Raw genomic sequence first — 12,001 nt, 5'->3', positions numbered from 1 at the left:
CAGAGATGATTTAAAAACATTGAGGTTTCTATGCAGCATGCCAGCCATAATCACACATCCGCACAACGTGTTACCCGCGGTAAGTTAGCCATCGCACAATCACTTTATGATTTCATTGAGCAAAGCGCTCTCCCCGGCAGTGCTATTTCATCGGATGATTTCTGGACGGGTTTCGAGTCTGTGCTGTCAGAATTCACGCCGCAAAACAAAGCGCTGTTAGCCAAACGTGATGATCTTCAGCAGCGTATCGATGACTATCACCAACAACGCGATACCATTGAGCCCAATGCATACAAACAGTTTCTTATCGATATCGGCTACTTGGTTCCCAGCCCCGACGACGTTGAGATCACAACGGCGAACGTGGATGACGAAATTGCCACGATTGCCGGCCCACAACTCGTTGTGCCTATCAACAATGCACGTTACGCGCTCAACGCGGTGAATGCCCGCTGGGGTAGCCTATACGACGCACTGTACGGCAGTGATATCATCGACGAGAACGATGGCAAAACTAAAGGTGGTCAATACAACCCTAAGCGCGGCGCCGCAGTGGTACAAAAAGCGCGCGAGTGGCTGGACACTATTGCACCACTGGCCGACGGCACACATCAGGATGCCACGGCTTATGAGATAATCGATGGCAAGCTTGTGGTGGTACTTGAACATGGTGGTACCACCGAACTCAAGCCAGTATCAGCCTTAGTCGGCTATGAAGGTGACATCGCACAACCCATTGCGATACTCATTGAGCATCATGGCCTGCATGCCGAATTGCAATTCGATCCAGACCACCCAGTAGCGAAAGATGACCCAACTGGGCTTAAAGATATTCTACTGGAATCTGCGCTCACTACCATTATGGATTGCGAAGATTCCGTTGCCGCTGTCGATGCTGAAGATAAGACCGTGGTGTACGCTAATTGGCTTGGACTGATGCAAGGAACGCTATCTGTCGACGTCGCCAAAGGCGATAAAACATTCACCCGCGACATGAATCCAGATCGTGCCTATACAACAAGCAATGGTGAACGCAAATCGCTTTCAGGTCGAAGCCTGATGTTTGTGCGTAATGTGGGTCACTTGATGCAAAATGATGCTATTCTTTTCGATGGTGAACCCGTGTTTGAAGGTTTAATGGATGGTGTGATCACGAGTTTAATCGGTACGCATGATGTTAATCACACCCACGACAATGCCGTGCGCAATTCCAGACACGGTAGCATTTACATTGTTAAACCGAAAATGCATGGCCCCGAAGAAGTCGCAATGACTAACGCACTGTTCGAACGTATCGAATCACTGCTCAAGCTACCTGCCAATACCATCAAAATGGGCATTATGGACGAAGAGCGTCGCACCAGCGTTAATTTGAAAGCGTGCATCGCGGCAGCGGCTACGCGCGTGGTGTTCATCAACACGGGTTTTCTGGATCGCACGGGTGACGAAATCCACACCTCCATGCACGCCGGGGCGTTTGCGGATAAAGCCAGCCTCAAGAAGATGCCATGGATCACCGCCTATGAAAAAGCCAATGTAGTGACAGGACTGACGTGTGGATTATCTGGTAAAGCCCAAATTGGTAAAGGCATGTGGCCTATTCCTGATCAAATGGCAAGTATGATGAGCGCAAAAATAGGCCACCCGCAATCTGGTGCGAATACCGCTTGGGTCCCCTCTCCGACAGCGGCAACATTGCATGCGTATCACTATCATCAGTGTGACGTATTCAAAGTGCAACAACAATTGATGAACGATGCCTTTGACGGACTGGATGACCTCTTACGTATTCCATTGGCGACTAACCTGAGTGAAATGACTGAAGACGCCATTCAGCGCGAAGTAGATAATAATGTTCAGGGTATTCTCGGCTATGTGGTGCGCTGGGTTCATCAGGGTATTGGTTGCTCCAAAGTGCCTGACATCAACGACGTTGGGTTGATGGAAGATCGCGCCACATTGCGAATTTCCAGTCAGCACCTTGCCAACTGGTTGCTACAGGGTGTCATCAGCAAGTCACAGGTGCAAGCCTCGCTGGATCGCATGGCTTTGTTGGTGGATGAACAAAATCAAAACGATCCTAATTACATTCCCATGGGGCCTGATCTGTCCGAATCGATTGGTTTTAATGCAGCCTGCGAGCTCATCTTTAACGGCTGTGAACAACCCAGCGGTTACACCGAGCCGTTGCTACACGCAAAACGCCTTGAGATGAAAGCAAAACTGGCGAACTAAGCCACGTTCTGGTGCGGCCGCCGATTATCTGATGCTGATAGTTGGCGGTTAGTCAGACCTCACGCTATGCTAATCCATAGCGTAGTGCCAACCGATAACTACCTGTAATTAACTTTTGACTCAGGTGTCTATCTATTCATGTCAGACGAAATGCACACAGGCTCAACCCCAGACATACCGCAACAGATTGTACCCATTCTCTCCGGTGGAGGAACCCGCCTGCCAGCTCATATTGGGATCTTAAAAGCACTGCAGGAGTTAGATATTCAGTTCGACACCATCGTGGGCGTTTCTGGCGGATCTATCGTTGCGGCTTTGTATGCTGCGGGTTGCTCACTAGATGACATCTACGCGTTGTCGGTAAAAACCAACTTTAAACAATTCCGCGAGTTCAGCTTGTGGCGTTTGTTTTACAAGGGAGGTCTGGCATCGGGTGACCGGTTCGAATCATGGATGGATGCTCAGCTTAAAGGCGCGCGGTTCGGCGACTTACCGATGGATCTGAGTGTATTGGCTACGGATATCAACGGCGGAGGGCCGGTCGTGTTCAACCGCACCCTGACACCTGAAATCAAAGTGTCAAAAGCGATACGCTATTCCATGTCGATTCCGTTGATTTTCAGCTTTCAAATATACAAAGAACATATCATGGTGGATGGTGCCATTTTGGCAGAAGACGCCTTGTTTGAAGACTGGCGAGGTGATGGCACGCCGAGTATTTGTTTTCGCCTCAAAAGCGAATTACTTGAAAAACCACTCAACCTGAAACACCGGCTGATGCTACCGCAATACATTGGGCTGCTGATCAAAACCTTTATGGCGGCTATTTCACGAGAATATGTACACGCTGACTACTGGCACAACACGCTTGTGATAAATACAGGTGATGCTTCTGCCGTTGACTTTGATATCTCAGAAGAGAAAAAACAAGCACTATTTGACGCCGGGTATAGCACGGTAAAACAATTTCTGCCAATCAAGTTGCTGCGCGCGTTTGCGGCGCGCTAGTGATCAGTTACGCGGCGCACCTTGGACTTTGAGCACCTTAAGCATATTGGATAAGTTATGCTGCCATGCTGAGCCGGGCCAAATTTCATAGGCAGTATTACAATTCATCACGCTATAAGCAGGCCGTGGTGCGGGTGCATTGTAAGCTTGCGTCGTGGTTTTCTTAACCAATGGAGGTTCGCGCAATAAATCGAGCGCAATGGCTTGCCGAGCGATTTCCTCTGCAAAACCAAACCAGCTGGTATGCCCTTGATCTGACCAATGATAAGTTGCATCGAGTGGCTGCCTGATAGCATGCCTCGCAACGATTGCCCAAATAAATTGCGCGAGTCCTTTGGCGTAAGTGGGTGAGCCAATCTGATCGTCAACAACGGCAAGCTCTGGACGCTGTTGCATCACTTTTAGCATCGTCTTCACAAAGTTTGCACCATGAGTGGAGTAGAGCCAAGACGTTCTGATCAGTACACTGGAATCTGGGCAGTGCGCGCGCAAAGCCACTTCTCCAGCGAGCTTAGACTTACCGTACACGCTCTGCGGCTGAAGAAATTCTTCACTACCTTCTGGCAAGAACGGCGAATTTGCTGTGCTATTAAACACAAAATCGGTCGAAACATGAATCAATAAAGCCCCGGCTGCGCCACACGCTACCGCCAAATGCCTCACTGCCGTCTCATTCAATGCGTAGGCAGCGTCGGGCTCGCTTTCAGCTTTATCAACGGCAGTATAAGCGGCTGTATTAATAACTACGTCATATCGATTGTTTTTCACAAGCTCAGACACGCCGGCTTGGTCCAGCACATCGACATCATCACGACCGGCATAGGTCACATCGAATGGCACTGACTCTTTCACAGACAGCGATGAAGGCTGTGTGTCTTTCAGTTCGTTAGCAAGTTGACCTGAACGGCCGACAACTAGAATATTCATGTTAACTCCCTGCACCAAGGCGCTCTCGCTGATACGAGCCGTCAAGTACGCGGTTGCACCACGCTCGGTTACTCAGAAACCATTCAACGGTTTTAGCAATCCCTGACTCAAAGGTTTCTTCAGGACGCCAGCCCAACTCGCGCTCGATTTTGCTTGCATCGATAGCATAGCGTAAGTCGTGGCCTGGACGGTCTTTAACGAACGTGATCAGGGAACTGAAATCAGTAATGCCTTGGGGTTTTTCATCAACTTTTTCATTTAATATAGTACAAATCGTTCGTACGACGTCAATGTTTTGCTTTTCATTGAACCCGCCAATATTGTAAGTCTCACCAATCTCGCCTCTGGTAGCCACCAAATACAGTGCTCTTGCGTGATCGTCGACAAACAACCAGTCGCGTATCTGCTTTCCATCACCATAAACCGGTAGCGGCTTACCTTCCAACGCATTCAAAATCACCAGCGGAATTAACTTTTCAGGGAAGTGGTATGGCCCGTAGTTATTCGAACAATTCGTGATCACGCACGGCAATCCATAGGTTCGTTGCCACGCCCGAACAAGGTGGTCGGAACTGGCTTTGCTGGCTGAATACGGTGAGCTTGGTGCATAGGATGTGGTTTCAGTAAACAAGCCGCCGTCGTCTAAATCGCCATAAACCTCATCGGTGCTCACATGGTGAAAGCGAAAATTATCTCGCGATAGCGCGGGGTCTTCGGCAATTCGCCCATCCAAATACGCTCTGAAAGCCTCCAGCAGAACGTAGGTGCCGACAATATTGGTTTGAATAAAATCAGCAGGACCATCAATAGAACGGTCGACGTGAGACTCTGCCGCGAGATGCATAACCATGTCAGGCTGAAATGCCGCAAAGCAAGCCGCCATCGTTTCGGCATCGCCAATATCTGCCTGAGCAAATTGGTAGCGGTCACTGCCTGAAATACTTTCCAGTGACTCTAAATTACCCGCATAGGTTAACTTATCAATATTCAATACAGTATTGTCAGTTTCATTGATTAAGAAACGAACCAGCGCGGAACCAATGAAGCCAGCACCGCCGGTGACTAAAATACGCTTACTCATAACTGGCCGCCTGTTTGAATGGTTTTGCCTGCGCATCTTTGTCAGAAAGGCGTGGCTGAATATCCCCTAACTGCCAGTTGATATTTAAATCAGCATCATCCCACTGCATCGAATGCTCATCCTGTGGAGCGTAGTAATCTGTGCAGCGGTAAACAAATTCAGCACTGTCACTTAACACCGCAAAGCCGTGAGCAAAGCCGGCAGGAACCCAGAGTTGTCGTTTGTTTTCAGCACTCAACTCAACGGCCACATGCTGACCAAAGGAAGCGCTTGAGCGCCGCATATCGACAGCAACATCGATAACGCGGCCTGATACACAACGCACTAGTTTGCCTTGTGGCTGTGACAACTGATAATGCAAACCTCTTAAAATGCCTTTTCCAGACATGCTGTGATTATCCTGAACGAAGTCCACATCACAGACATTGGCCTTAAACCAGTCTTCACGAAACGTTTCCATAAAAAAACCGCGCTCATCACCAAAGACACGCGGCTCGATGATTTTGACCGCTGCGATGGCGGTATCCACTACTTGCATTAAAATACTCGTTTATTGGTTAGGCTGATCAAATACTCGCCATAGCCGCTTTTCAACAATGGCTCCGCCAATGAAAGCAACTGCTGTTTAGTAATATAATTAAGTCGAAACGCAATCTCCTCTGGGCAGTTAACCTTCAACCCCTGACGCTTCTCAATGGTCTCAATAAATTGTGCGGCTTGCAGCAGGCTATCGTGCGTGCCCGTATCCAGCCATGCAGTGCCTCTCCCCATGATCTCAACTTTTAGAGACTTTTGTTCAAGAAAATGCTGAATAACGTCAGTGATCTCAAGTTCTCCGCGCGGCGAAGGCTGAACAGATTTCGCCACATCAACAACCGTATTGTCAAAAAAGTAGATGCCGGGCACCGCATAATGACTCTTTGGCTGCTTGGGTTTTTCTTCAATAGAAATCGCATGCCCCTGCTCATCAAAATCAACCACACCATAGGCGCTAGGGTTACTGACATGATATCCAAACACCGTTGCCCCTTGTGTTTGTGCGGCTGCACTTTTAAGTGACTTAACGAGATCATGGCCGTAAAAGAGATTGTCACCCAGCACAAGCGCAGCAGCCGCCCCGGCTAAAAATGTTTCGGCTAAAATAAAAGCCTGAGCCAATCCGTCAGGTGACGGCTGAACCACGTAGTCAAAAGTAATGCCCCACTGTGAACCATCACCAAGCAGTTCGATAAACCGCGATTGTTCTTCAGATGTGGTAATAATCAAAATTTCACGAATATCGGCTTGCATGAGGGTTGCAATGGGGTAATAGATCATGGGTTTATCGTAAACTGGCATCAACTGCTTGCTTACGACTTTAGTCAGGGGATGCAGGCGGCTACCGGTGCCACCTGCGAGTACAATGCCTTTTCTGCTCACAAAAGCCTTCCATCTATCTAACGATGGCGGGATTATACCTGATAGAAATCTTTATACCATTTCACAAAGTTGCCAATACCTTCTTTGATAGTCGTTTTCGGGCGATAGCCAACATCATCAACTAAGGCTTCAACATCGGCATAGGTATCCGGAACATCGCCCAGTTGCAATGGTAGAAGGTTCTTTTCAGCTTTTTTGCCCAACGCATTTTCCAAGGTTTCGATGTAATCCAGCAATTGCACCGGCGTTTGCGCGCCAATGTTGTACACGCGCCAAGGCGCTTTGCTCGTGCCAGAGTCAGGGGTTTTACCACTCCACTCGGGATTAGATTCTGCGGTGTGATCGAGTGTTCGAATAATGCCTTCAACGATATCGTCAATGTAGGTAAAATCACGGCGGTGATTACCGTAGTTAAATACATCGATCGGCTTACCGGCTAATATCGCTTTAGTAAACAGAAACAACGCCATGTCTGGGCGACCCCATGGGCCGTAAACGGTAAAGAAGCGCAAGCCGGTTGTCGGTAATCCGTATAGGTGGCTATAGGTATGCGCCATCAATTCATTGGCCTTTTTACTGGCAGCATAGAGTGATACCGGATGGTCTACGTTATCATGCACTGAAAAAGGCATGCTTTCATTCGCGCCGTATACCGAGCTACTTGAAGCGTACACAAGATGCTTGACTTGATTGTGACGGCAACCTTCCAATATATTCATAAAGCCAACAATGTTGGCGTCAATATAAGCGTGTGGATTTTCCAGAGAATAACGTACGCCGGCTTGAGCGGCTAGGTGAACAACCTTGTCAAACTTGTGCTCAGCAAACAAATCCGCCATGCCATCACGCTCTTCAACAGCCAGTTTCACAAACGTAAAGTTAGAGGCGTTTTCATGACTTTGTACCCGATCTAGTCGCGCTTCTTTAAGCGTAACATCGTAATAATCATTGAGGTTGTCTATACCCACCACCTCATCACCACGCGACAAAAGATACAGTGAGACATGAGAACCGATAAAGCCGGCAGCGCCGGTGACTAAAACTTTCATGGTAATTCCTTGCTTAGAGTCGAATGTCGACGGCGTTCTTATCGAACATGTATTTCAAGTCAAAAATCACTGACTGTTCTTTGCCCAGTGCTTTGAGCTCGTCCACCGTCCACGCTCTGAATTGATCGTGCGCCACGGCGCCGATGATGGCATCGTATTTACCCAGTTCAGGCTTATCAATCAACGACAGACCGTATTCGTGCTGAACCTCTGCGTTTTCAGCCCATGGATCATAGATATCCAAGTTCACGTGGTAGCTCTCTAGCTCGTGGGCAATATCGACCACTTTGGTGTTCCGAATATCCGGGCAATTTTCTTTAAACGTGATCCCCAATAACAGGATATTGGCACCATTCACCATGATCTGACTGTTTAGCATGGCCTTCACCAGCCGAGACACAACATATTCGCCCATACGGTCATTAATGCGACGACCGGCAAGAATAACATCAGGATGATGACCTAATTCTTCGGCTTTGTGGGTTAAATAGTAGGGATCGACGCCAATGCAATGCCCGCCAACTAAACCCGGGCGAAATGGCAAGAAGTTCCACTTACTCCCGGCTGCTTCTAACACTTCTTCGGTATCAATACCAACACGTTCAAAAATCATCGCCAGCTCATTGATCAGCGCAATGTTTAAATCACGCTGCGTATTTTCAATCACTTTGGCGGCCTCGGCGACTTTAATCGATGATGCCTTGTGAGTTCCCGCGGTGATGATGGAGCGGTAAAGTTCATCAACCTTTTCCGCAACTTCCGGTGTGCTTCCCGACGTGACTTTAACGATAGTCTCCAAGCGGTGTTTCTTATCACCCGGATTAATGCGTTCAGGACTGTAACCGGCGAAGAAATCTTGATTAAACACCAAACCAGAATGCTGCTCGATAATCGGAATACACACTTCTTCTGTGGCACCTGGATACACCGTGGACTCATAAATAACCGTAGTGTCTTTGGTGATCACTTTACCAATCATTTCACTGGCTTTGCGCAGTGGTGTCATATCAGGCTGTTTGTTTTTGTCGATAGGCGTTGGCACCGTTACAATAATGTAATCGCTACCGGCTAAATCAGAAGGGTTGTCACTGAACGTCAACTTATCCGCGGCTTGCAGTTCTTCGCTACTCACTTCCAGCGTGTGATCTTTACCGGAACGCAATTCTTTAACGCGCGCAGGATTGATGTCGAAGCCTAGGGTTTTAAACTTCTTACTCAGACTGACAGCTAATGGTAAACCGACGTAACCTAAGCCAATAATGGCAACTCTTGCGGATTCTAACGTGACAGACACCGATATTCCCTTCTAATGATTTTAAACCCTGTAACTTTACCCTAAAATCATCACGGTTTAACCTATTTCTTGTCTTTGAGTAGCCTTCGCAGATACCAAATCATAAAACGTTGGCGTGGGTTCTTATTTCCGCCGGGGCGCCATGTTTTGATCAGCTTGTTTCGATACGCATCGAAATGCATACCGCGTGGCGCGCAAATCACCTCTCCCCGGCCTAAAATAAGCTTGAGTACGTTAGTGCACAGCACACCCGCCGCCATGGAAATACCCATTCGGGTTGACGGGACTTTGCTTTCTTCTTTGGTAAAATTAACACTGGTTTTTTCTACCAGATAATGGCGCTGCTGCAAGGAAGGGGAAACCCCGACGACAAATCGAATAATTTGTTCTTCCTGCTCAAAACCCTCTAAACAGAAGTAATCTTCAAAACTCATTTGACCAGGCATAAAGCATAGCATCGAGGTGCCCATCCCCATCGGCGCAGCGGTTATCGCCGGGATACCTTTTTCATAGCAGGTCTGAAACACCTTACGACGGATATCAACCGCAAAAATATCCAAACTATCGACATACACGGTCGCGCCGTCTAAAAACTCTTCAACGTTGTCAAGTGTAATGCCGTTTTTGTAGTTTGTTACAGTCGCTTCGGGATTGATCCCCCTAATCATCTCTTCCATGACTTCCGACTTAGGTCGACCGATAGTCTGCATACTGGCACCGGCTTGCCGATTAAAATTCGCCAGATCATAGTCATCCATATCAGAGATACGAAAATGGCCCACGCCCAAGCGTGCCAGATCGATCATATGGTCACCACCCACTCCGCCTAACCCCGCGCAAGCGATAACGGCATCACGCAATTGGTGCTGTTCTTGTTGAGTTACCCACCCAATATTGCGAGAAAATGCCTCATCGTAGTTAAATTCACGCATAAACAACTTGGCCTCCGTGTTGATCTGCCAAACTCTCTTCAATCGCAAACAGCATGTTCTTAAAGTGAGGTGGTAGGTTTTTCATCAGCAATGCGACATTGATGTAATAAGGTGCGCGTTTACCGTGATAATCGACAACAGGGCCGATTTGCTCGAATTTAATGCCCACAAAGCCCATGCTTCTCGCCAACCTAGGCTCCATCATCACATACGTATGCTCTACTTGCTCGAGGATCACGGTCGATGCTGCGCAGAAATAAAGGCCGATGGCAATGAACGGAAAGCAGCGTAACTCTTTTTCAGAATACACCACTTCATTAATACCACCGGTTGCCGCGCCAGCGAATTTATCCATTTCACGTCGACGAAACTTTGAGGGTACAGCAAGCCGAGAGATCTCACACACCTGATGGGGTTCAAAATTGTCAGGGTCGAGTGCCGTGTTAGTGATTGCGCCTTTACAATATTTCTGGATCGGTAAAATTTCGCCCGGCACTTTAGGTCTTACAATGCGGACCGTGCCAGCAAAAGACTCAGACGACTTATGTTTGATCAAGCAATGTAATGAGAAGGGGTCAAACTCGTCACGCTCCAACTTTTCATTATTCTCAGGCTCAAACTTAAGCTCTTCGCAATACACATTGTGACGTACGTTATATACCGCATGTTTGAGTTCTGTAGAATCAGCCAACACCGGTTGAAGAAATTGTGAAAAATGCGACGAGATAGAGTTGATCTGGCGATTCACAAAAAAATCGACGCCCTTCTTCACTACCGGACCAATAATTGGCTTACTCATCAGCCATTTAGTTTTCTTCACTCTGTTGTTCCCCACCGCAGTTATATCTTCCTGGCCATCATCTAAACATTAGCATCATATTCAATTTGACGTTAGCTTCACAGGCAATTAAATGTGTTCAATGCCTAACTAACCTGAATTCGGAACAAGCAACTCCGTCCAGCAGCGACTTAAACCTTGATATTACATTACGTAAGAGCCTCTATCTCAAGCGTTTGGTCAACATTGGAAAGCTAAATTGGGAATCGGTAATAGATTCATAACTTTGCACATCGTCTTATCCCGAGTTCAGATTAGCGAGCATATTAATTTATATCAATAAGTCTTGCACAAACGAAACATCATGTCTTTTTTACCCGCTTTACAGGTATGCTAACGCATAAGCTTAACGCTCATTCATAAGGAAACTGCTTTGAAACAACATGCTAAACGATGGATAGGTGCGATTTTACTCTCGCATACACTAGTCTACCCCGCCGCATCGTCAGAAAAAACGTTTGTTGATACGGTGGCAACCATTAAGCAATCGGTGGTCGGTGTGGGATTATTCTCCCCACTTTCCAGTCCTAGAAATCAATTACTCGGTACGGGCTTTGTGTTTGGCGATGGGTTTCATGTCGCAACCAACTATCACGTCGTCAGTGAACCCCTTGATCCCGAAATCGTGCAACACCATGTGGTGTTTGAAGGTAGCGGCGCGGTATCTGAAATCGTGAAAGGTACTATTGTGGCAATAGCGCCCGCCAAAGACATAGCTATTCTTAAGATTGATAAAAAACTCACGCCCGTTGTGCTAGCGAGCGACGAACTCTTACCCGACGGCACATCACTGGCGTTTACCGGCTTTCCGATTGGTGCTGTGTTAGGCCTCTATCCGGCAACCCATCGTGGATACGTTGCAGCAGTTACGCCTGATTTTGTACCACAAGCTACCTCACAATCGTTAAGCGCGCGTGTGTTAAGACGGGTTGATAACAGCTTTTTAGTGTATCAGTTGGACGCTACGGCATACCCCGGCAATAGTGGTAGTCCGGTGTATGAAATCGGCAGTGGCGACGTGTTTGGTATCATCAACAAAGTCTTTGTTAAAGAAACTAAAGAAAACGTTTTGTCTAAACCCAGTGGGATAACGTATGCCATTCCCGTACGGCATCTAAAAATGCTTGCCAAAGAAAATAACATCGCCGTGAATTAGTAGTGTTAAGAATTTTGACACAAAAAAAAGCCGAGACTGAAGTCTCGGCTTTTTTGTAGAAC

11 protein-coding genes are annotated in these 12,001 nt (G+C 47.5%); 3 read left to right on the top strand and 8 right to left on the bottom strand.

Annotation, left to right across the window (positions count from 1 at the left end):
- Positions 1 to 30: 30 nt before the first annotated feature.
- Positions 31 to 2,235, top strand: coding sequence for a malate synthase G (locus KIU71_RS04675; protein WP_214130015.1), 2,205 nt, complete (start codon positions 31 to 33; stop codon positions 2,233 to 2,235).
- 138 nt (positions 2,236 to 2,373) lie between these two features.
- The gene (locus KIU71_RS04670; protein ID WP_250207254.1) at positions 2,374 to 3,243 is read left to right on the top strand and encodes a patatin-like phospholipase family protein; all 870 of its coding nucleotides are present in this window, start codon (positions 2,374 to 2,376) and stop codon (positions 3,241 to 3,243) included.
- Between the two features lie 3 nt (positions 3,244 to 3,246).
- On the opposite strand, the gene rfbD is transcribed toward KIU71_RS04670, so the two are convergent.
- From rfbD to KIU71_RS04630, 8 genes are all read right to left on the bottom strand, one after another.
- Positions 3,247 to 4,170: a dTDP-4-dehydrorhamnose reductase gene (gene rfbD / locus KIU71_RS04665; protein WP_214130014.1), complete on the bottom strand. Its 924-nt coding sequence runs from the start codon at positions 4,168 to 4,170 to the stop codon at positions 3,247 to 3,249.
- A gap of 1 nt (position 4,171) precedes the next feature.
- Positions 4,172 to 5,251 (bottom strand): dTDP-glucose 4,6-dehydratase, encoded by a 1,080-nt coding sequence (gene rfbB / locus KIU71_RS04660; RefSeq protein WP_214130013.1) that lies wholly within the window; start codon positions 5,249 to 5,251, stop codon positions 4,172 to 4,174.
- The gene (gene rfbC / locus KIU71_RS04655; RefSeq protein WP_214130012.1) at positions 5,244 to 5,789 is read right to left on the bottom strand and encodes a dTDP-4-dehydrorhamnose 3,5-epimerase; all 546 of its coding nucleotides are present in this window, start codon (positions 5,787 to 5,789) and stop codon (positions 5,244 to 5,246) included. The genes rfbB and rfbC overlap by 8 nt, the downstream gene beginning before the upstream one ends.
- Positions 5,789 to 6,670 (bottom strand): glucose-1-phosphate thymidylyltransferase RfbA, encoded by an 882-nt coding sequence (gene rfbA / locus KIU71_RS04650; protein WP_214130011.1) that lies wholly within the window; start codon positions 6,668 to 6,670, stop codon positions 5,789 to 5,791. The genes rfbC and rfbA overlap by 1 nt, the downstream gene beginning before the upstream one ends.
- 32 nt (positions 6,671 to 6,702) lie before the next feature.
- Complete coding sequence (locus KIU71_RS04645; protein ID WP_214130010.1) at positions 6,703 to 7,719, bottom strand: NAD-dependent epimerase; 1,017 nt, start codon at positions 7,717 to 7,719, stop codon at positions 6,703 to 6,705.
- A 13-nt stretch (positions 7,720 to 7,732) separates the two neighbouring features.
- Complete coding sequence (locus tag KIU71_RS04640; protein WP_214130009.1) at positions 7,733 to 9,013, bottom strand: nucleotide sugar dehydrogenase; 1,281 nt, start codon at positions 9,011 to 9,013, stop codon at positions 7,733 to 7,735.
- A 62-nt stretch (positions 9,014 to 9,075) separates the two neighbouring features.
- The gene (locus tag KIU71_RS04635) at positions 9,076 to 9,945 is read right to left on the bottom strand and encodes a ThiF family adenylyltransferase (RefSeq protein WP_214130008.1); all 870 of its coding nucleotides are present in this window, start codon (positions 9,943 to 9,945) and stop codon (positions 9,076 to 9,078) included.
- Positions 9,938 to 10,765 carry a PEP-CTERM/exosortase system-associated acyltransferase gene (locus tag KIU71_RS04630; protein ID WP_390881769.1) on the bottom strand — a complete coding sequence of 276 codons (828 nt, stop codon included), beginning with the start codon at positions 10,763 to 10,765 and terminating at the stop codon, positions 9,938 to 9,940. Before KIU71_RS04630 ends, KIU71_RS04635 begins: the two co-directional genes overlap by 8 nt.
- Before the next feature lie 391 nt (positions 10,766 to 11,156).
- Between KIU71_RS04630 and KIU71_RS04625 the strand changes: the two genes are divergently transcribed.
- Positions 11,157 to 11,939, top strand: a complete 783-nt coding sequence (locus KIU71_RS04625) for a S1 family peptidase (protein ID WP_214130007.1) — start codon at positions 11,157 to 11,159, stop codon at positions 11,937 to 11,939.
- The last annotated feature ends 62 nt before the right edge of the window (positions 11,940 to 12,001 follow it).

The organism is Alteromonas oceanisediminis (genome assembly GCF_018474025.1).
Taxonomy (GTDB): Bacteria; Pseudomonadota; Gammaproteobacteria; order Enterobacterales; family Alteromonadaceae; genus Alteromonas_E; species Alteromonas_E oceanisediminis.
The sequence above is the reverse complement of the archived record's forward strand: the minus strand, read 5'-3'. Positions and strand labels throughout refer to the sequence as shown.